Origin of the sequence: Methylobacterium sp. 190mf, from assembly GCF_900107945.1 — a bacterium.
Classification (GTDB): Bacteria; Pseudomonadota; Alphaproteobacteria; order Rhizobiales; family Beijerinckiaceae; genus Methylobacterium.
The window spans coordinates 209541-228483 of the sequence record NZ_FNVI01000001.1; the positions used below are offsets into that span (position 1 = coordinate 209541).

18 protein-coding genes are annotated in these 18943 nt (G+C 72.8%); 11 read left to right on the plus strand and 7 right to left on the minus strand.

Features of this window, described 5'->3' with window-relative positions; translation table 11 throughout:
* Positions 1-54: 54 nt before the first annotated feature.
* On the minus strand, positions 55-2373 hold the full coding sequence (gene katG / locus C4T42_RS00980; RefSeq protein ID WP_020091053.1) for a catalase/peroxidase HPI: 2319 nt from the start codon (positions 2371-2373) through the stop codon (positions 55-57).
* 398 nt (positions 2374-2771) lie between these two features.
* Positions 2772-2951 carry a hypothetical protein gene (locus C4T42_RS00985; RefSeq protein ID WP_234081819.1) on the minus strand — a complete coding sequence of 60 codons (180 nt, stop codon included), beginning with the start codon at positions 2949-2951 and terminating at the stop codon, positions 2772-2774.
* Positions 2952-3174: 223 nt separating this feature from the next.
* Between C4T42_RS00985 and C4T42_RS00990 the strand changes: the two genes are divergently transcribed.
* From C4T42_RS00990 to C4T42_RS01005, 4 genes are all read left to right on the plus strand, one after another.
* Positions 3175-3915, plus strand: coding sequence for a GntR family transcriptional regulator (locus C4T42_RS00990; protein WP_103984601.1), 741 nt, complete (start codon positions 3175-3177; stop codon positions 3913-3915).
* An 86-nt stretch (positions 3916-4001) separates the two neighbouring features.
* Positions 4002-5237 (plus strand): MFS transporter, encoded by a 1236-nt coding sequence (locus C4T42_RS00995; protein WP_103984602.1) that lies wholly within the window; start codon positions 4002-4004, stop codon positions 5235-5237.
* 4 nt (positions 5238-5241) lie between these two features.
* Complete coding sequence (locus C4T42_RS01000; RefSeq protein ID WP_103984603.1) at positions 5242-6147, plus strand: amidohydrolase family protein; 906 nt, start codon at positions 5242-5244, stop codon at positions 6145-6147.
* A gap of 40 nt (positions 6148-6187) precedes the next feature.
* The gene (locus tag C4T42_RS01005; RefSeq protein ID WP_103984604.1) at positions 6188-7546 is read left to right on the plus strand and encodes an MFS transporter; all 1359 of its coding nucleotides are present in this window, start codon (positions 6188-6190) and stop codon (positions 7544-7546) included.
* Between the two features lie 12 nt (positions 7547-7558).
* Here the strand turns inward: C4T42_RS01005 and C4T42_RS01010 are convergent, their stop codons facing one another.
* From C4T42_RS01010 to C4T42_RS01020, 3 genes are read right to left on the minus strand one after another with little or no spacing between them, the layout of a single operon-like run.
* The gene (locus C4T42_RS01010; protein WP_020091047.1) at positions 7559-8350 is read right to left on the minus strand and encodes an ABC transporter ATP-binding protein; all 792 of its coding nucleotides are present in this window, start codon (positions 8348-8350) and stop codon (positions 7559-7561) included.
* Positions 8344-9348 (minus strand): ABC transporter permease subunit, encoded by a 1005-nt coding sequence (locus C4T42_RS01015; protein WP_020091046.1) that lies wholly within the window; start codon positions 9346-9348, stop codon positions 8344-8346. The genes C4T42_RS01010 and C4T42_RS01015 overlap by 7 nt, the downstream gene beginning before the upstream one ends.
* Positions 9349-9356: 8 nt before the next feature.
* Positions 9357-10457, minus strand: a complete 1101-nt coding sequence (locus tag C4T42_RS01020; protein WP_020091045.1) for an ABC transporter substrate-binding protein — start codon at positions 10455-10457, stop codon at positions 9357-9359.
* Positions 10458-10946: 489 nt separating this feature from the next.
* Between C4T42_RS01020 and C4T42_RS01025 the strand changes: the two genes are divergently transcribed.
* The 6 genes from C4T42_RS01025 (at position 10947) to C4T42_RS01050 (ending at position 16625) form a co-directional block, all read left to right on the plus strand.
* Entirely contained in the window at positions 10947-12092 is a 1146-nt protein-coding gene (locus C4T42_RS01025) for an acyl-CoA dehydrogenase (RefSeq protein ID WP_103984605.1), read from the plus strand.
* 27 nt (positions 12093-12119) lie between these two features.
* Positions 12120-13214 carry an LLM class flavin-dependent oxidoreductase gene (locus C4T42_RS01030; protein WP_103984606.1) on the plus strand — a complete coding sequence of 365 codons (1095 nt, stop codon included), beginning with the start codon at positions 12120-12122 and terminating at the stop codon, positions 13212-13214.
* Positions 13214-14152 (plus strand): ABC transporter substrate-binding protein, encoded by a 939-nt coding sequence (locus C4T42_RS01035; protein WP_020091042.1) that lies wholly within the window; start codon positions 13214-13216, stop codon positions 14150-14152. Before C4T42_RS01030 ends, C4T42_RS01035 begins: the two co-directional genes overlap by 1 nt.
* A 19-nt stretch (positions 14153-14171) precedes the next feature.
* The gene (locus C4T42_RS01040) at positions 14172-14732 is read left to right on the plus strand and encodes a cupin domain-containing protein (RefSeq protein WP_103984607.1); all 561 of its coding nucleotides are present in this window, start codon (positions 14172-14174) and stop codon (positions 14730-14732) included.
* Positions 14733-14751: 19 nt separating this feature from the next.
* On the plus strand, positions 14752-16116 hold the full coding sequence (locus C4T42_RS01045) for an LLM class flavin-dependent oxidoreductase (protein WP_103984608.1): 1365 nt from the start codon (positions 14752-14754) through the stop codon (positions 16114-16116).
* 128 nt (positions 16117-16244) lie between these two features.
* The gene (locus C4T42_RS01050; RefSeq protein ID WP_020091039.1) at positions 16245-16625 is read left to right on the plus strand and encodes a response regulator; all 381 of its coding nucleotides are present in this window, start codon (positions 16245-16247) and stop codon (positions 16623-16625) included.
* Between the two features lie 15 nt (positions 16626-16640).
* Here C4T42_RS01050 and C4T42_RS01055 read toward each other — a convergent pair whose 3' ends face one another.
* Positions 16641-17501 carry a hypothetical protein gene (locus tag C4T42_RS01055; protein WP_020091038.1) on the minus strand — a complete coding sequence of 287 codons (861 nt, stop codon included), beginning with the start codon at positions 17499-17501 and terminating at the stop codon, positions 16641-16643.
* A 57-nt stretch (positions 17502-17558) separates the two neighbouring features.
* On the minus strand, positions 17559-17834 hold the full coding sequence (locus tag C4T42_RS01060; RefSeq protein WP_020091037.1) for a hypothetical protein: 276 nt from the start codon (positions 17832-17834) through the stop codon (positions 17559-17561).
* Positions 17835-17988: 154 nt separating this feature from the next.
* Between C4T42_RS01060 and ppk2 the strand changes: the two genes are divergently transcribed.
* A complete protein-coding gene (ppk2, locus tag C4T42_RS01065; RefSeq protein WP_020091036.1) occupies positions 17989-18936 on the plus strand; it encodes a polyphosphate kinase 2 in 948 nt (315 codons plus the stop codon).
* The last annotated feature ends 7 nt before the right edge of the window (positions 18937-18943 follow it).

Below are 18943 nucleotides of genomic sequence, written 5' to 3' on the forward strand. Positions count from 1 at the left end.
CGCACCCTGAGAGATCGCCCGCGCCGGAGGCGCGGGCGATCTCGTTGGCGGCCATCAGGCCGCCATCGGCCCGTAACGCCGGTGACCCTTCACGTCGAAGCGGTCGAGCATCATGACCTTGTCCCAGGCCTTGACGAAGTCCGCCACGAAGCGCCGCTGGCCGTCGCTGCCCGCGTAGGCGTCGGCGATGGACCGGAGCTGCGCGTTCGACCCGAAGACGAGGTCGCTGCGGGTCGCCTCGAACTTCGTCTGCCCGCTCGCGCGGTCCTTGAGCGTGAAGGTCATCCCCTCCGCATCCGCCTTCTCCCAGACCAGATCGACGTCGGTCAGGTTGCGGAAGAAGTCGGTCGTCAGCGCCCCGACCCGGTCGGTCAGGACGCCCCGGCTCGACCCGTCGTGGTTGGCGTTGAGCGCGCGCAGGCCGCCGGTCAGGACGGTCCATTCCGGGGCCGTCAGCGTCAGCAGGTTCGCCTTGTCGAGGAACATCTCCTCCGGCGAGACGCTGCGCGTCATCTGCCCGAAGCCGTCGTCGACGTAGTTGCGGAACCCGTCCACCACCGGCTTCAGCCACTCGAACATCTCGAGGTCCGTGAGCGCCTGGGTCGTGTCCACCCGGCCCGGCGTGAACGGGACCGGCGTCTCGACCCCGGCATCGCGGGCCGCCTTCTCCACGGCGACGCAGCCGCCCAGCACGATCAGGTCCGCCAGCGAGATCTTCTTGCCGTCGCTGCGGCCGCCGTTGAAGGTCGCCATCACGCCGCGCAGGGCCTCGACCACGGGCGCGGCCCGCCGGTTGACGGCCCAGTCCTTCTGCGGCGCGAGGGCGAGGCGGCCACCGTTGGCCCCGCCGCGCTTATCGCTGTCGCGGTAGGTCGAGGCCGCCGAGAAGGCCGTGAAGGCGAGATCCGAGACCGACAGGCCCGTGCCGGAGATCGCCTGTTTCAGCGCGGCGATCTCCGCCTCGCCGACGAGGTCGTAGTCCCGCTCGGGCAGCGGGTCCTGCCACAGGAGCCCGTCCTCGATCACGACCTCCGGGCCGAGGTAGCGGTGCTTCGGACCCATGTCGCGGTGGGTAAGCTTGTACCACGCCTTGGAGAAGGCCTGGGTGAAGGCGTCGAAGTCGTTGAGGAACTTCTCGCAGACCTTGCGGTAGTCGGGATCGACCTTCAGGGCGATGTCGGACGTCATCATCATCAGCGGGTGCATCTGGCCGGCGACGTGGGCGTCCGGCGTCCTCGGCGCGGCGGGATCCTTCGGCGTCCACTGCAGGGCGCCCGCCGGGCTCTTGGTCTGCTCCCACTCGAACTTGAAGAGGTTCTCCAGGTAGGCGTTGTCCCACTGCGTCGGATCGGGCGTCCAGCTGCCCTCGATGCCGTTGGTCATCGTGTCCTTGCCGGAGCCCGCACCCTTCGGGTTGTGCCAGCCCAGCCCCATCGCCTCCATCGGCGCCATCTCGGGCGGCGGCCCGATCTCCTTGGCCGGCACCATGCCGTGGCTCTTGCCGAAGGCGTGGCCGCCCGCGATCAGCGCCACGGTCTCCTCGTCGTTCATCGCCATGCGGGTGAAGGTGATCCGGATGTCGCGCGCGGAGGCCAGCGGATCGCCGCTGGCGTAGGGGCCCTCCGGGTTCACGTAGATCAGCGCCTGGTGCGAGGCGGCCAGCGGGTTCTCGAGGTCGTAGTCTGCGTCGCCGTTCTTGCCCCGCCAGCGCTTGTCGCGGTTGACCATGTCGTCGAAGCTCGAGACCGAGCCCATCTCGACGACCTCCGGTCCCCAGTAGGTCGCGTCGTCCGCCTCCCAGGCGTCGAGGCGGCCGGCGGCGAAGCCGTAGGTCGGCAGGCCCATGATCTCGAGGGCGCAGTTGCCGGTGAGCACCATGAGGTCGGCCCACGACAGGGCGTTGCCGTACTTGTGCTTGATCGGCTGCAGGAGGCGCCGCGATTTGTCGGTGTTGCCGTTGTCCCACCAGCTCGAGATCGGGGCGAAGCGCTGCATGCCGGTGCCGGCGCCGCCGCGCCCGTCGGCGATCCGGTAGGTGCCGGCCGAGTGCCAGGCCATGCGGATCATCTGCGGGCCGTAATTGCCGTAGTCGGACGGCCACCACTCCACCGACGAGGTCAGGAACTGCTTGATGTCGTGCTTGAGCGCGTCGAAGTCGATCTTGGCAAACTCGGCCGCGTAGTCGAAATCCGGGCCCAGGGGATCGGCCGCCAGCCCGTTCTGGTGGAGCACTTCCACCCGCAGGCGGTGGGGATACCAGTTCTCCAGTGTCGGCCGGTTGCCGTGGGCGCCGCCGATCCGGTCGCCGCCGAACGGACACTGGCCTGCCATGTGAAACGACGTCGTGTCCGTCTTGTCGATCGTCTCGCTCATCGGGTGGTCCCCCTTGGTGTTGCGCGACGGCCGGGCGTGCGGGGCCCGGACGTCGAAGGCGGTGGGCGGTGCAGGCGGTCCGAACCCTCAGGCGATTCCCGTCGCGCTCGAGACTCGTGACGAAATGAGGCGGTCTCCGGCTGGATCAAGCGCGGGGCGTCGAAGTCTTGCCGGGCTTGCGGTGGAGGCTCCCGCAGAGACCGCGATGACGTTGTCGCGATCTGCCCTGTCGCCGCCGTCGCGGAGAGCCGGCATCGACTCGACGTCGACAACGGCCCGCGCCCGGGCATTGCCCTTCGTCTTGGAGCTGTGGGCCGACCGTCATGATGGTCGTCTCGCGGGGGGAGGTCCTGTCCCCGCGCGGACCGATCGAAACGGCCGGCGCCGGTCGACGTCGGTCAGGGCGTGGATCGCGTCCCGGCCGGCGGGGCGCTGATTGATCCGCTCTCGGAGCCGGTGACGACCTTGCGGGCGGCGGCCTGACTCTGGCTGGCGTAGTCGGGCGGCGCGGTCTCACCCTGCCAGATCATCAGGCCGGCCAGGGCGGCGACCATCAACCCCACACTCACGAGGAGCACGATCAGAACCGGCCTGCCGCGCCGACCCTGACGGGTCTCTCGAGACGTACGATATTCGACCATCCGCGCCTCGCTGGACCATGATCCCGGGAAATCCCGGCGGAAACCCGCGGCCCGGCGAATGGATCCTGTACTGCGACGCTGTGGACCACGGGATCAGCGCGCGCCGGCACCGCTCCGTCGCCCATTGGCGCCTGCCGGCGATAGTCATACAGTCATACACATGACCGTCGTGACCGCACCTCAGCCCGATCTCCGCTTGCCGCTCTACCAGCGCCTGCGGGACGAGATCGCCTTCCAGATCGCCCGCAACGTCTGGCGGTCGGGCGAACCGATCCCCACGGAGGCGGAACTGGCGGCGACCCACCGCGTCGCCATCGGCACCGTGCGCAAGGCGATCGACGTCCTCGTCGCCGACGGCCTCGTCGAGCGGCAGCAGGGCCGCGGCACCTTCGTTCGGCGGCCGCGCTTCGACCGGTCCCTGTTCCGGTTCTTCCGGCATCTCGGCCCGGACGGCACGCAGGCCGTGCCGGAGGGCCGGATCCTGTCGCGCGAGGCCTGTCCGGCTCCAGCGACCGTCCGCGAGGCCCTCGGCCTGGACGCGCGCGGCGACGCGATCCGGCTGATCCGGACACGCCACCTCCAGGGCCGCCCGATCCTGTCCGAGACGATCTGGCTGCCGGCCGCGCGGTTCGCGCCGCTCCTCGAAGCCCCGCTGACGGAGATCGGCGACCTCCTCTACCCCGCCTACGAGCGTCTCTGCGGCGAGATCGTCGCCCGCGCCGAGGAGACCCTGACCGTCGGCATCGCCGACGCGACCGACGCGGGGCGCCTCGCGATCGCCGACGGGGATCCGGTCGTCGTCATCGAGCGCCTCGCGTTCGGCTTCGATGCCCGCCCGATCGAGTGGCGGGTGACGCGCGGCGCCGCCCGGGACTTCCGGTATCACGTCGACATACGCTGAAAGGCAGGCGCCTTGACGTGCCGACTCTCGCGTGCTCATCTATTCATATAAATGACTAGTCCTCTTCGGAGGACGGAGGAAAGCCTGTGTTCCGCTGGTACCGAGAGGTCGGTCCGGCCGAGCGTCGCACCTTCTGGGCCTGTCTGGGCGGGTGGTCGCTCGACGCCCTGGACGTGCAGATGTTCAGCCTCGCCATTCCCGCGCTGGTCGCGAGCTTCGGCCTGAGCCGCTCGGAGGCCGGCCTGATCGGCGCGGTCACGCTCGTGGCGGCGGCGATCGGCGGCTGGCTCGGCGGCCTCGCGGCGGATCGGATCGGCCGCGTCCGGACCCTCCAGATCACGGTGCTGTGGTTCGCGGTCGCGACCTTCCTGGCGGCCTTCGCGCAGAGCTTCGCCCAGCTGCTGACCCTGAAGGCGCTGCAGGGGATCGGCTTCGGCGCCGAGTGGGCGGCCGGCGCCGTGCTCATGGCGGACGCGATCCGGCCCGAGCACCGCGGCCGGGCGCTGGGCGCCGTCCAGGGCGGCTGGGCGCTCGGCTGGGGCGCGGCCGTGCTCCTGTCCACGGCGGCGTTCTCGGTGCTGGATCAGGAGACGGCCTGGCGAGCCCTGTTCGCCTGCGGCCTCGCGCCGGCACTCCTCCTGCTCTACCTCCGCCGCTCCGTCCCCGAGCCGGTCCGGTCCGTGGCAGGGCCGGCGCCGTCACGGGCCGGAGGGCTCGCGATCTTCGCGCCCGGCCTGCGCCGGATCACGGTGCTCGCGACGCTGCTCGGCCTCGGCGCCCACGGGGGCTTCCACGCCCTGTTCACGTGGCTGCCCACCTACCTGAGCGTCGAGCGCGGCGCCTCGGTCCTCGGGACCGGGCTCTACCTCGCCATCATCATCGCGGCCTTCGGTCTGGGATGCCTCGTCGCCGGCGGCCTCGTGGACCGGCTCGGCCGCCGCCGGACCGTGGCGCTCTACGCCGCCGGCTGCATGGCCCTGGTCGTCCTCTACCTGCTGCTGCCGGTCGGCGGCACGGGCCTGCTCCTCCTCGGGGCGCCCCTCGGCTTCTGCACGGCCGGCATCCCCGCGAGTCTCGCGGCGCTGTTCAGCGAGCTCTTCCCGGACGGGCTGCGCGGGACCGGGATGGGCTTCTGCTACAACGCCGGCCGCCTCGCCTCCGGCCTGCTGCCCCTCGGCGTCGGCCTGCTCAGCGAGATCTGCGGCCTCGGCCCGGCGATCGGCCTGTCGGCCCTCGGCGCCTACGGGCTCGTCCTCCTCGCCGTCGCGCTCCTGCCGGATCGGCAGCCCGGCGGCGCGCTGATCCCCCAGACCGTGAGATGATCCGATGAACCGGCGCCTCTTCTGCCGCACCCTGCTCGCGGGCGGCGTCACGCTCGCACTCCCCGCCCGCGGCCGCGCGGCCGGGACCGCCGACGACGGCGTCGCTGCGGTGGACACCCACGCCCACGTCTTCACCCGGGCCCTCACCCTCACGGGCGACCGGCGCTACGCCCCCGACTACGACGCGAGCATCGCCGATTACCGCGCCATGCTGGACCGGAACGGCATGGCCCGCGGCGTGCTGATCCAGCCGAGCTTCCTGGGCACCGACAACGGCTACATGGTCTCGGCCCTGCGCTCCGCGCCGGAGCGGCTGCGCGGCATCGCCGTGCTGGCCCCGGAGGCCGAGACCGCGACCCTGCGCGACCTCGCCGGGCAGGGCGTCGTCGGCCTGCGCCTCAACCTGATCGGCCGGCCGGACCCGGATTTCGCCGGCCCGGTCTGGCGCGCCCACCTCGCGCGCGTCGCGGATCTCGGCTGGCAGATCGAGGTCCAGGCCGAGGCGCGGCGCCTCGCGCGGCTGCTGCCGCCGCTGGTCGCGGCGGGCGTCCCCGTGGTGGTCGATCATTTCGGCCGGATCGACCCCGCCCTCGGCATCGCCGATCCGGGCTTCGCCGACCTGCTCGGCTTCGGCCGCGGCGGCCGCGTCTGGGTCAAGCTCTCGGGCGCCTACCGCATCGGCAGCGGCGAGGCCGGCCGGCAGACGGCGGTGCAGGCCGCCGAGCGCCTGCGCGGCGCCTTCGGGGCGTGGCGCCTGCTCTGGGGCAGCGACTGGCCGCACACGCAGTTCGAGACCCAGGCCAGCCCCGCCGAGGCCCGGCGCGATCTCGACGCCTGGGTGCCGGACCCGGCCGAGCGCCGGATCGTCCTGGCCGAGACGCCCGCCGAACTCTTCCGCTTCGACCGCTAGGCCGAGGCGGCCCCGCCCGAATTCCAGCGAGGACAGGACCATGGCAACACCGACCACGCCACACGCGGCGGACGCGGCCGCCTTCGAGAGCCGAACGATGCGGAAGGTCGGCCTGCGCCTGATCCCCTTCCTCGTGCTCTGCTACTTCATCGCCTACGTCGACCGGGTGAATGTCGGCTTCGCGGCGCTGACCATGAACCACGATCTCGGCCTCTCCGCCGCGGCCTTCGGCCTGGGCGGCGGCCTGTTCTTCGTCGCCTACGTCCTGTTCGAGGTGCCGAGCAACCTCGCCATGGAGCGCGTCGGCGCGCGGATCTGGATCGCGCGGATCATGATCACCTGGGGGCTCGTCGGCATCGGCTCGGCCTTCGTCACCGGTCCGCTGAGCTTCGCCACCGCCCGCTTCCTGCTCGGCGCGGCCGAGGCCGGGTTCTTCCCCGGCGTGATCCTGTACCTGACCTACTGGTTCCCCTCCGCCTACCGGGCGCGGATCGTGGCGATGTTCATGGTCGCGATCCCGCTCTCCAGCTTCTTCGGCTCGCCGCTCTCGGCGGCGCTGCTCACCCTCGACGGCGCCGCGTCCCTGCGCGGCTGGCAGTGGCTGCTGATCATGGAGGCGGTCCCGGCCGTCCTGCTCGGCGTCGCCGCCCTCGCGCTGCTGCCGAGCCGGCCGGCCGAGGCGACCTTCCTGAGCCCGGCGGAGCGCGGCTGGCTGACGGACCGGCTGGAGACCGAGCGGCGCGCCGCCGAGGCGAGCGCCGGGCACCACGCCCACGGCCTCGCGGCGGTCTGGGCGGTGCTCGCGAGCCGGCAGGTCTGGCTGCTCGCCGTGATCTACGCGGGCAGCTCGGCCACCAGCAACACGCTGTCGCTGTGGATGCCGCAGATCCTCAAGGGGTTCGGCCTCAGCAACCTGCAGACCGGCCTGCTGAACATGATCCCGTTCGGCATCGCCTCGGTCTTCATGATCGTCTGGGGCCTGCGGGCGGACCGCAGCGGCGAGCGGATCTGGAGCACGGCCCTGCCGCTGGCGCTGACCTCGGTGAGCTTCGCCCTGACGCTCCTGACGGGCTCGCTCTGGATGACGCTGGTCCTGCTCTCGCTGGTCCTGCTCGGCAACTACGCGATCAAGGGCCCGTTCTTCGCCCTCGCCACGGAGACGCTGCCGCCGGCCCAGACGGCCGCCGGCATCGCGGCGATCAACACCCTGGCGCATCTCGGCACCGGGGCGATCACCTCGCTGATCGGCGTGCTGCGCGAGCAGACCGGCAGCTTCCCCGTCGCCCTGCTGCCGCTCTGCGCGCTCACCGGCGTCGGCTGCGCCCTGGTCTTCTGGATCGGACGGCACCAGCCGCGGGCGGCGACCGTCGGGGCGGCCCCGTCGATCGCCCGGGGCTGAGGCGGCGACCCGTCAGGTCGGCTGGCCGAGGATCCCCAGGATCTCCCGGCGCAGCCGCACGATCTCGGCATCGTCGCGGTGGCGCGGATAGGGCGCCGCGACGGGCAGCTCGGCCCGGATCGCGGCCGGGCGGTCGGAGAGCACGATCACGCGCTCGGCCAGCACCAGCGCCTCCTCGACGTCGTGGGTGACGAGGAGCGCGGTGAAGCGCTTCTCCTGCCAGAGCCGCAGGATCTCGGCCTGCATGGCGAGCCGCGTCAGGGCGTCGAGCTTGCCCAGCGGCTCGTCGAGGAGCAGCAGCCGCGGCGCGTTGACGAGCGCCCGGGCGAGGGCCGCCCGCTGCGCCATGCCGCCGGAGAGCTGGTGCGGGTAGACGTCGGCGAAGCCCGTGAGGCCGACGAGCCCCAGCGCCTGGTCGACGAGGGCCGCCCGCGACCGCCCGACGCCGCGGGCCTCCAGCCCCAGGGCGACGTTGCCGCGCACGGTCCGCCACGGATAGAGCGTCGGGTCCTGGAAGACGAGGAGCCGGGACGGGTCCGGCCCCTCGACGAGGTCGTCGTCGACCCGGATCGCGCCCTGGTCGGGCGGCTCCAGGCCGGCGACGAGCCGCAGCAGGGTGGACTTGCCGCAGCCCGAGGGGCCGAGCAGCGCCACGAAGGCGCCGGGCTCCACGTCGAGGCTCACCCGGTCGAGGACCGGCAGGGGCGCCCCGCGGATCGCGAAGGCGTGGCTGACGGCCTCGACCGCCAGGCGGGCCCCGGCGCTCTGGGCGGCGGGGCGTTCGAGGGTCGCGGCGGCTACCATTGCACCAGCCCCTTCTGCCACGCGAGCAGGCGGTCGCGCAGGCGGAACAGCAGCGTGATCAGGGAGGAGCACATCAGCGCCATCACGATCAGCGCCGCGTACATGTTGGCGTAGGCGGCCCAGCCCTGCGCCCACTGGAGGTACCAGCCGAGGCCGGACTTCACGCCGAGCATCTCGGCGACGACCAGCACCGCGAAGGAGCCGCCGAGCCCCATGAACAGCCCGACGAAGACGTGCGGCAGCGCCGCCGGGATCGCCACGCGCAGGATCAGGAAGCCGCGCGAGGCGCCGAGCGTCCGCGCCACGTCGAAATAGGCCTTGTTGACGCCCGCCACCCCCGACCAAGTCAGCACCGTGACCGGGAAGCCGGTCGCCAGCGCCACCAGGAAGGTGCTGGCCGACCACGAGGACGGGAAGACGAAGAAGGCGAGGGGCAGCCACGCCGTGGCCGGCAGCGGCCCGACGAAGCGCAGAACGGGATGGGCCCAGTAGCCCACCGCCCGGAAGGTGCCGATGGCGACGCCCAGGACGAAGCCGGTCGCCGCCCCGATGGCATAGCCGCCGGAGAGGAGGATCAGGGAGTTGAGGATGCTGCCGCCGAGCTTCGGCCAGTCGTCGAGGAAGACCTCCAGGATCGCCTGGGGCGAGGGGAAGAACGGCATCGGCAGCAGGGCGAGCTTCGCCGTGACCGCCTCCCAGACCAGCAGCGCCACCGCCAGCGCCGTGAGCCAGGGGCTCCCGTGCCGCAGCCGCGACCCGAGAGGGCCGAGGCGGGTCGCCACGGGCGCGAGGGCCAGGAGGGCGAGGCCGAGCGCCGCCGCGCCGGACCCGAGGGCCGCGGTCTCGGGCAGGTCGTCCGCCTCGGGCAGGCCGAGGGTCACGCCGGCCAGGGCGAGCCAGGCGCCGCCCGCGAGGACGATCCGCCAGGGCGGCCGCGGCAGCCTTCGGGACGGGGCGGCGGCCCGCGGGGCGACGCCGGCGGTGATGCTTCCGGACATGGCGCGCCTCAGCTCAGCACGTCGGCGTAGATCCGCTCGGCGAACTTCGCCGTGTCGGTGGACCGCCGCAGGACGTTCACCTGCTTCAACTCGTCCCCGTAGAGCGCGAGCTGCTGCTTGAGATCGCCGCCGACCGGGCTGTCGCCGTGCTGCTGGCTGCGCAGCATCGCGGCGAGATCCGCGATCGAGCCCTTGCCGCCGTAGCCGGAGAAGGCCCGGGCCGCGGCCTCGGGATCCCGGTGGACGGCGTGGCCGCCCTCCAGGATCGCCCGGGTCAGCGCGCGCGCCACCGCGCGGTCGTTCCGGATCAGGCTGCCGCGGGCGGCCACGACGCAGCAGGTGCGGGTGGCGAACTCGCCCGACAGGTTGGTGGCGACCTCGGTGAAGCGCGGGTCCTTCAGCCAGATCCAGGTCCGCGGGTCGGAATCGGCCAGCGCCTGCGCCTCGCCCTTCTCTACCGCGAGGTTGAGCAGGTCGGCCGGGTACTGCCGCCACTCGACCCCGCTCTCCGGGTCGATCCCCGCCTTGGCGAGCAGCAGGCCGAAGAAGTTCTTGGCCGGGCTCGCCTGGTCGCTGATCGCGATCGTCTTGCCCTTCAGCCCGGCGATGTCGGCGATGCCGGAGGATTTGGCACTGAGCAGCCGCAGGCAGCCGCCGTGCAGCCCCGCGGTGATCTTCACGTCGAAGCCCTGTTCCAGGGGCTTGAGCCAGCGCAGGGCCATGCCGATCCCGGCATCGGCCTTGCCCGTGGCGATCGCCTCCAGCAGGGCCTCGGTCGAGCCGCCGAAATTGACGAACTCCACGTCGAGGCCGTGCCGGGCGAAGATCCCCTGCTCCTTGGCGAGCGGCGCGGCCGCCGTGCAGATGGCCGTGGCGTTCCAGGCCAGCTTGACCGTCCGGAGCGGGCCCGCGGGCGCCTCCGCGGCGGCGGGTCGGCAGAGCGGGCCGGGGTCGAACGGCGCCCCCGGTCCGGGTGCCCAGGCGCGGCCGGTGCCCATGCCGAGGCCGAGCGGCAGAGCGGCCGCCGCGGCGCCGACCTGCAGCAGGCGCCGCCGGGAGGGCGAGGGATCGGAGGAGGGGCTGCCCGGTCGGGAGGGCGCGTCGGTCATCTCGGGTCTCCGGGCCGCGCGACCGCGCGGCGGGAACGGCGCGCGTCACCGCACCGGTGGCGCGACCGGGCGGATCTGGCGTCCTCGTCTTCGGGAATGATCCGTCGAGGGATCAAGGTGCCGAGTATTCGATCGCTTCAGGACCGAGTCAACGAAAGCGTTTCCTCTATTTTCGCGCGATCGGGTAAGATCATTCACGGATCGGCGCCGTCGCACAGCGCTAAGGCGCCCCGGCTCATCGGCGAGAAGCGTCGCTCGTCTGTCTCTCGATGACGGGATCCCGAACGACGACCGGGAGAACGATCGATTCCTGCCCCCGGGGGCGGAAACACGTTCTTCTTCACCGTCCGACGACGCGGCAACATCCTCCTTCCGATCCATGAATATTCGGAACGGCATTCCGTTGACGCGACCCGGGTCCCGGCGGACCATCGCAGCTCCCGGGATGGCGCCGCGCGGCCGCCCGCCGATCACGTCGCCGAACACCCCATGACCGTCGCCGTCCCGCCCCCCGACATCGTCAGCAGCCTCGCCGGACGGCTCGCCGCCCGCGCGGCCGACCACGACCGCGCGGGGACCTTCCCGCACGACTCCCTCGCGGCGCTCCGGGAGGCCGGGCTCCTGGCCGTCACCGTGCCGCGGCGTCTCGGCGGCGGCGGCGCGGGTCTCGCGCGGGCCGCCGCACTGGTGCGCGCGCTCGGCGCCGCCGACCCGGCGACCGCCCTGGTCGTGGCGATGCAGTACCTCCAGCACGGGCTGATCCACCGGCCCGACACCCCGTGGCCGCGCGCGCTCGCCGACGCGGTCGGCGCCGCGGCGGTCGCGCGCGGGGCGCTGATCAACGCCCTGCGGGTCGAGCCCGAGCTCGGGACGCCCTCGCGGGGCGGCCTGCCGGCCACGGTCGCCCGCCGCGACGGCGCGGGCTGGCGGATCTCCGGGCACAAGATCTACGCGACCGGGGCGCCGGGGCTCGCCTACGGCCTCGTCTTCGTCCGCACCGACGAGGCGGAGCCGCGCACCGGCACCGTCCTGGTGCCGTTCGACGCGCCGGGCATCCGCATCGCGGAGACCTGGGACCATCTCGGCCTGCGCGCCTCCGGCAGCCACGACGTCCACTTCACGGACGTGCCGATCCCCGGGGACCACGCCGTCGACCTGCGGCCGCCGGGCGGCTGGTCGGGGCCCGATCCCTGGCAGCAGGCCTGGAGCTGCACCCTGCTCGCCGCCCTCTACGACGGCGTGGCCCGGGCGGCGCAGGACTGGTTCACCGGCTTCCTGCGGGCGCGCCGGCCCGGCAGCCTCGGGGCGCCGCTGGCGAGCCTGCCGCGCTTCCACGAGGCGGTCGGCGAGAACGAGCGGCTGCTCGCCGTCAACGCGCGCCTCGTCGCCGGGCTCGCCGCCGAGGTCGATGCGGGACATCCCCCGCCGCCGCGCGAGTCCGGCTTCGTGAAGCTCACCGCCACGGAGAACGCCGTCGCGGCGGTCCAGCGCGCCGCGGAGCTGTCCGGCAACGCCGGCCTGTCCCGGGCGAACCCGCTGGAGCGGCACCTGCGCGACGTCCTGTGCGCGCGCATCCACTGGCCGCAAGGGGACGCCGTCCGCGCCGCCGCCGGCAGGGCCGCCCTCGGCGCCTGAACCCGCCCTCGACCCGGAGATCGCACCATGAGCCTGCTTCCCCCCGATGCCGTCGAGTTCATCGGCTTCGTCGCCCCCCGCCACACCTCCGAGATCCACCCGGCGGCGGGGCCGTCCATCGACCGCGACTACCTGAAGCTCCTGGCGCAGGCGCACGAATGGGGCGGGTTCGACCGGGTGCTGGTGGCCTTCCACGCGACCACGCCGGACGCGCTCCTGCTCGCCGGGCAGGTCGCCGCCGTGACCGAGCGGCTGGGGCTGATGATCGCTCACCGCACCGGATTCACGGCGCCCACCGTGGCGGCGCGGCAGTTCGCGACCCTCGACCAGCTCACCGGCGGCCGGGTCGCGATCCACGTGATCAGCGGCGGCGACGAACGGGAACTCGCCCAGGACGGCGACCACCTCACCAAGGACGCGCGCTACGCCCGCACCCGGGAGTTCCTCGACATCGTCCGGCAGAGCTGGACCGCCGCGGAGCCGTTCGACTACGCGGGCGATCACTACCGGGTGGAGCGCGGCTTCTCCGAGGTGAAGCCGGTCAACGCGATCCCGGTCTATTTCGGCGGCGCCTCGCCGGCGGCGCTGGCGGTGGCCGGCCGCCACGCCGACACCTACGCCCTCTGGGGCGAGACCCACGCGCAGGTCGCCGAGCTGATCGGCCGGGTGCGGGCGGCGGCCGCGGCCCACGGGCGGGCGCCGCGCTTCAGCCTGTCGGTCCGGCCGATCCTCGCCGAGACCGAGGCGCGGGCCTGGGAGCGCGCCGAGGACATCCTGGCCCGGACCCGGGCCGTCCGGGCCGCCAAGGGCCTCGGCCCGGCGGCGACGCCGCAGAACGAGGGCTCCCGGCGGCTCCTCGCGGCCGCGGCCGCGGGGCCGCGCCACGACAAGCGCCTGTTCACCGCCATCGCGGCCGAGACCGGGGCGGCGGGCAACTCGACCGCCCTGGTCGGCACCCCCGAGCAGGTCGCCGACGCCCTGCTCGACTATCACGACCTGGGCGTGCGGACCTTCCTGATCCGCGGCTTCGACCCGCTGGAGGACGCGCTCCAGTACGGCCGGGCGCTGCTGCCCGCCGTCCGGGCCGCCCTCGGGCGCCGCGGCGCCGCCGAGGCCGCCTGATGCGCGCCGTCATCCTCGCCCTGCTGGCGCTCCTGGCGGTCCGGCCGGCGCACGCGCAGGAGGTGCTGCGGGTCGGCGACCAGCGCGGCAACGCCCGCGCGCTGATGGAGGCGGCCGGCGTGCTCGACGGGCTGCCCTACCGGCTCGACTGGAGCGAGTTCCCGGCGGCCGCGCCCCTGCTCGAGGCGCTGAACGCCGGCGCGATCGACGCGGGCGGCGTCGGCGACGCGCCCTTCACCTTCGCGGCGGCCGCCGGGGTGCCGGTGAAGGCGTTCCTGGCCTTCCGCAACCGGCAGGACGGGCTGGCGATCCTGGCGCTCAAGGAATCGCCCCTCCGCACCGTGGCCGACCTGAAGGGCAAGCGCGTCGCCACGAACCGCGGCTCGATCGGCCATCAGGTGGTCCTGGCGGCGCTGGAGGAGGCGGGCCTGCCCGCCGACAGCGTGACCTTCAGCTTCCTGCCGCCGGCCGACGCCAAGATCGCGCTGGCTTCCGGGGCGGTCGACGCCTGGGCGACCTGGGAGCCCTACACCTCCACGGCGGAGCTCGCCGGCCTCGTCCGGGTGATCCGCGACGGCAACGGCATCACCCCGGGCCTGACCTTCGCGGTGGCGAGCGACGACGCGATCCGGACCAAGCGGGCGCTGCTCGCCGATTTCGGCGCGCGCCTCGCCCGCGCCCGGGAATGGGCCCTGAAGGATCCGGCGCCCTATGCGTCCGTCTGGTCGAAGCTCATCGGCCTGCCGGAGGCGGTGCCGCTGCGCTGGTTCGGCCGCGCCGCCTACCGGGCCGTCCCGATCGACGCGTCCGTGATCGCCGACGAGCAGCGCAACATCGATCTCTACGTCCGCGCCGGGCTGATCCCGAAGGCCCGCGCGCCGCGGGCCGAGGCGATCCTCGACACGAGCGTCTCGCAAACCGCCGCCGCCGTGCAATGATGGCGCGGGAGGACCCGACATGCACGACCACGGCGACGACCACGGCCACAGCCACGATCATGGCCACGCCCACGATCACGCCCACGATCACGCCCACGATCACGCCCACGACCACGGCGCGTCCGAGCGCTGGAAGCACGACGGCGTTCGGGTGATCCCCGGCGACCGGCTCGACGCCAACACCGCGCAGACGCCCGGCATGTACCGGCAGGCCGCGATCAACGCCGCCCGGGTCGGCGCCCAGAAGATCTGGGCCGGCACGGTGGCGATCCAGCCCGACGCCAAGACCGGCGTGCACCACCACGGCGAACTGGAGAGCGTGATCTACGTGGTCTCGGGCCGCGCCCGGATGCGCTGGGGCGACAGGCTCGAATACGTCGCCGAGGCCGGGCCGGGCGACTTCATCTTCGTGCCGCCCTTCGTGCCGCACCAGGAGATCAACGCCTCGACCGACGAGCCGCTGCACTGCGTGCTGGTGCGCTCCGACAACGAGGCGGTGGTGGTCAACCTGCCCGACGTCGAGGCCGCCGAGGCGCCCGAGACGGTGTACTGGGTCGACCCGATCCACAAGCATCCGTGAGAGACCGGAGACGGCAGCGATGAGCCGGGACCGCCAGCTGCATCTCGGCGCCTTCATGCGCCCGGTCGGCATCCACACCGCGTGGTGGCGCTATCCAGGCAGCTATCCGGACGCGAACTTCAACTTCGAGCACCTGGCGCACTTCGCCCGGCGGCTGGAGGCCGCGAAGTTCGACGCGTTCTTCATGGCCGACCACCTCGCGGTGATGAACATGCCGGTGGCGGCGCTCCGCCGCTCGGCCACCGTGACGTCGTTCGACCCGCTGACCCTGCTGCCGGCGCTCGCCGTGCTCACCGATCGGATCGGCCTGATCGCCACCGCGTCGACCACCTACAACGAGCCCTACCACGTCGCCCGCAAGTTCGCCTCGCTCGACCACATCTCGAAGGGGCGGGCCGGCTGGAACCTCGTCACCTCCGGCAACCCGGACGAGGCCCTGAACTTCGGCCGCGACGCGCATCTGGAGCACGCCACCCGCTACGCCCGGGCGCGCGAGTTCTTCGACGTGGTGACCGGCCTGTGGGATTCCTTCGCGGACGACGCCTTCACGATGGATCCGGCGAGCGGCCTGTTCTTCGACCCGGCGAAGATGCGCGTCCTCGACCACCGCGGCGACTTCCTGAAGGTGAAGGGCCCGCTCAACGTCGCCCGGCCGGTGCAGGGCTGGCCGGTGATCGTCCAGGCCGGCGCCTCCGAGGCCGGCAAGCAGATCGCCGCCGAGACCGCCGAGATGGTGTTCGGCGCGGCCTCGACCGTGGAGGCGGCCCGGGCCTTCTACGCCGACGTGAAGGGCCGGATGCCGGCGGCGGGGCGCGACCCGGACCAGCTCAAGATCCTGCCCGGCTGCTTCATCGTCCTGGGCGAGACGGAGGACGAGGCGCAGGCCAAGAAGGCGCGCCTCGACGACCTCGTCCATCCCGACAGCGGCCTCGCCAACCTCTCGGTCCGCCTCGGCGTCGACGCGACCGGCTTCGCCCTCGACGCGCCGCTCCCGGAGCTCCCCGAGAGCAACGCCAGCAAGAGCGGGCAGGCCCAGATCGTCGACTACGCCCGCCGCACCGGCGCGACCGTGCGGGAACTCGCCCGCAAGGTCGGCGGCTACGGCGGCCTGCAGATGGTCGGCACGCCCGCGCAGGTGGCCGACCGGATGGAGGAGTGGCTGGAGACCCGCGCCTGCGACGGCTTCAACGTGATGTTCCCGTTCGTGCCCGAGGGTCTCGACGACGTGGTCGACCGGCTGGTGCCGGAGCTGCAGCGGCGCGGGCTGTTCCGCCGGGACTACGCCGGGACGACGCTGCGCGACCATCTCGGCCTCGCGCGGCCGGCCAACCGCTTCTTCCCGCCCGACGCCCCGCCCGACGCCCCGGCTCGGCCAGGGGGCTGATCGACCCGCCGCGCGGGCCGGCGCGGTCCCGCGCCGTCGGGGTGCGTGGCGGATCATGCGAACGGCGCGAACCTCCGGTCGTGTCGCGCGGTTATTCTCGGATCGTCGCGCGCCGATGGGAGGGGATCGTGCCCGAGGCTGTTCCGCCCCTGTCCGGGTGCCGCGTCCTCGTCGTCGAGGACGAGTATCTCATCGCCAGCGAGGTCAAGCGCTGGTTGCACAGCGCCGGGGCCGAGGTGATCGGCCCGGTCCCACGCGCGGATCTCGCCCTGGACCTGATCGCCGAGCAGACGCCCGACGCCGCGGTGCTCGACGTGAATCTGGGCGACGGGAACAGCGTCTATCCGGTCGCCGAGCGTCTCGGCGTCCTCGGCGTGCCGTACCTGTTCGCCACCGGCGACGTGCGGGTCACCGGCGCCCCGGCCGAGGCGAGCCGGCCCATCCTGGAGAAGCCCTTCGTGGCGGCGGAGCTGGTCCGGGCCGTGACCCGACTCGTCGCGGCCGCCTGAGGCCGCCGCGCCGCCTCAGAGAGGGCCCGGCCCGGGATGCGGGCCCATGCGCCGGCGGTCGTGCTCGATGGCGAAGACGTGGGCGTAGAGGTTCGCGACCCAGCCCCGCCCCTCGACCGTGAGGTCGAGGAACCGGATCGCGTCCCCGATCACGGGCTCGATCTTGCCCCAGAAGAACGACGGGTAGCGCTCCGCGAGGTCGGCCGGGCTGTCGTAGCCGAGTTCCGCGTTGACGCCGATCTCGGCGAATTCGTGGAACAGGGCGTTCAATTTGCGCGGGTAGAGCGGGTCGCCGAGCTGACCGATCAGGTCGGCCGCCCGCAGCAGGCCGGCCTCGGTCCCGGTCTCGCGATGGGAATCGTCCTCGGGGACCGGGAAGCGGGTCAGCTCAATCGCCCGGATGACCCGGGACGCGTCGACGAGATCGTGCGTGCCGAAGCGCTCCTGCACGGCCAGCTTCGAGCGCTCCACGTGGTAGGGTGCCAGCGCCGCGTCAGAGGCGCCCCGGGGCAGGCTGACGGTCGTGCCCTGCGCGTCGATGACGAAGGCCTGCAGCCGGTCTCCGGCGCAGACGCCGCGCACGTAGCCGATGTCGTGGTAGAGGGCGGCCAGGATCATGTGCAGCCAGTCCTCGGGCGTGATGCCCTGCTGCAGGAAGCGGCCGCGGAGGATGTCCTGGGCGACCAGGGTGACGAGGGCCGTGTGGTCGCCGTCATGGTAGAGGGCGTCGCTCCCGACGATCCGCTCGATCGTCAGGCGCGCCGCGGCCTCGATGATCTCGGCGTAGCGCGGCTCCCGGCTGCCGAAGGTCCGCTGGTAGGTCAGGGCCAGGTGCTCGCCGAGGGCGTCGGCGAGCATCTTGGTCGCGTCGAACATGGGATCCTCGCCGTCAGCTGCGTCGGGCGGCGCCGCGCCCGGCCGGGTCGATGGAGATCACGCGGATCGCCCCCCGCGATCGACGAGCCGCTCCTCGAGATAGGCCGCCGCGTCCGCGTAGAGTTCGTAGCGGCGCAGCAGCACCGCCCGCTTCTCGGCCTTCGTCGCCGCGTCGAGCTTGGCGCGGGCCCTGTCGGCGCGGGCGCGCAGCTTCCCGGCGAGCTTCTCGAAGGCGGCATCGATGCGCGCGCCGACCTTCTCGCCCTCGGCGCGCGCCGGATCGGGGTCGTCCCGCCGGCGCTTCGGCCCGGCCCTCTTCGCTTCTCCAGCCATGACGCATCTCCGGTCGCCCCGATCGGTGGCGGAACCGTATGACGGAACGATCACGGGCGCGACATGGGATCGGCCGCCGCGGGCGCGGCGCTTTCTCAGGCGTGTCACGGAACGCTGCTCTAGGTCGGCCCCGCGACGCGCAGGAGAACCGGCGATGCGGCCCGACGACAGCTCTGCCCCGGATGCCACCTTGAATGCCAACGCGGATGCCACCCTGGAGGCGATCCGGCGTGACCTCGCCGACAGCTACGACGAGGAGCTGGAACTCGGGCTCGAGGAGGATCGCCTCGACCGGCTCGCGGCCGAGCTCGGCGGCGCGCCGCCCGATCATCTCGACCGCAAGGTCTATTTCCGCGCGCTGCTCCGGCTCCAGCACGAACTGGTCCGGCTCCAGGACTGGGTGCAGGACCGGAAACTGCGCGTGGTCGTGCTGTTCGAGGGCCGCGACTCAGCCGGCAAGGGCGGCGTGATCAAGCGGATCACCCAGCGCCTCAATCCCCGCGTCTGCCGCGTCGCCGCCTTGCCCGCCCCGAGCGAGCGCGAGCGGACGCAATGGTATTTCCAGCGCTACGTCTCCCATCTGCCCGCCGGCGGCGAGATCGTGCTGTTCGACCGCTCCTGGTACAACCGCGCCGGCGTCGAGCGGGTCATGGGCTTCTGCACCGAGGCGGAGGTCGAGGAGTTCTTCCGGTCGGTCCCCGAATTCGAGCGCATGCTGGTGCGCTCCGGCATCGTCCTGGTAAAATACTGGTTCTCGATCACCGATGCCGAGCAGGAATTCCGCTTCCGGATGCGGATCCGCGATCCGCTCAAGCAGTGGAAGCTGTCGCCCATGGACGTCGAGTCGCGGCGCCGCTGGGAGGACTACACCCGGGCCAAGGAGGACATGCTGGCGCGGACCCATATCCCCGAGGCGCCCTGGTGGGTGGTCGAGGCGGTCGACAAGCGACGGGCCCGCCTGAACTGTATCAGCCACCTGCTCGACCAGATCCCCTACGGCAGCGTGGAGCACCCGGCGGTCCACTTGCCCGAGCGCCTGCGGCACGCGGACTACGTGCGCGGCCCGGTCCCCGCCGCGATGCTCGTTCCGGCCGCGTTCTGATCGCGGC

Bases quoted from the DNA above. Each gene is read 5' to 3' on its own strand.
- C4T42_RS00990 (WP_103984601.1), top strand. From the start codon at position 3,175: ATGACCGTCGTGACCGCACCTCAGCCCGATCTCCGCTTGCCGCTCTAC.
- C4T42_RS01025 (WP_103984605.1), top strand. From the start codon at position 10,947: ATGACCGTCGCCGTCCCGCCCCCCGACATCGTCAGCAGCCTCGCCGGA.
- C4T42_RS01020 (WP_020091045.1), bottom strand. From the start codon at position 10,457: ATGACCGACGCGCCCTCCCGACCGGGCAGCCCCTCCTCCGATCCCTCG.
- C4T42_RS01040 (WP_103984607.1), top strand. From the start codon at position 14,172: ATGCACGACCACGGCGACGACCACGGCCACAGCCACGATCATGGCCAC.
- C4T42_RS01055 (WP_020091038.1), bottom strand. From the start codon at position 17,501: ATGTTCGACGCGACCAAGATGCTCGCCGACGCCCTCGGCGAGCACCTG.
- C4T42_RS01005 (WP_103984604.1), top strand. From the start codon at position 6,188: ATGGCAACACCGACCACGCCACACGCGGCGGACGCGGCCGCCTTCGAG.
- katG (WP_020091053.1), bottom strand. From the start codon at position 2,373: ATGAGCGAGACGATCGACAAGACGGACACGACGTCGTTTCACATGGCA.
- C4T42_RS01060 (WP_020091037.1), bottom strand. From the start codon at position 17,834: ATGGCTGGAGAAGCGAAGAGGGCCGGGCCGAAGCGCCGGCGGGACGAC.
- C4T42_RS01010 (WP_020091047.1), bottom strand. From the start codon at position 8,350: ATGGTAGCCGCCGCGACCCTCGAACGCCCCGCCGCCCAGAGCGCCGGG.
- C4T42_RS01000 (WP_103984603.1), top strand. From the start codon at position 5,242: ATGAACCGGCGCCTCTTCTGCCGCACCCTGCTCGCGGGCGGCGTCACG.
- C4T42_RS01035 (WP_020091042.1), top strand. From the start codon at position 13,214: ATGCGCGCCGTCATCCTCGCCCTGCTGGCGCTCCTGGCGGTCCGGCCG.
- C4T42_RS01045 (WP_103984608.1), top strand. From the start codon at position 14,752: ATGAGCCGGGACCGCCAGCTGCATCTCGGCGCCTTCATGCGCCCGGTC.
- C4T42_RS01030 (WP_103984606.1), top strand. From the start codon at position 12,120: ATGAGCCTGCTTCCCCCCGATGCCGTCGAGTTCATCGGCTTCGTCGCC.
- C4T42_RS01015 (WP_020091046.1), bottom strand. From the start codon at position 9,348: ATGTCCGGAAGCATCACCGCCGGCGTCGCCCCGCGGGCCGCCGCCCCG.
- ppk2 (WP_020091036.1), top strand. From the start codon at position 17,989: ATGCGGCCCGACGACAGCTCTGCCCCGGATGCCACCTTGAATGCCAAC.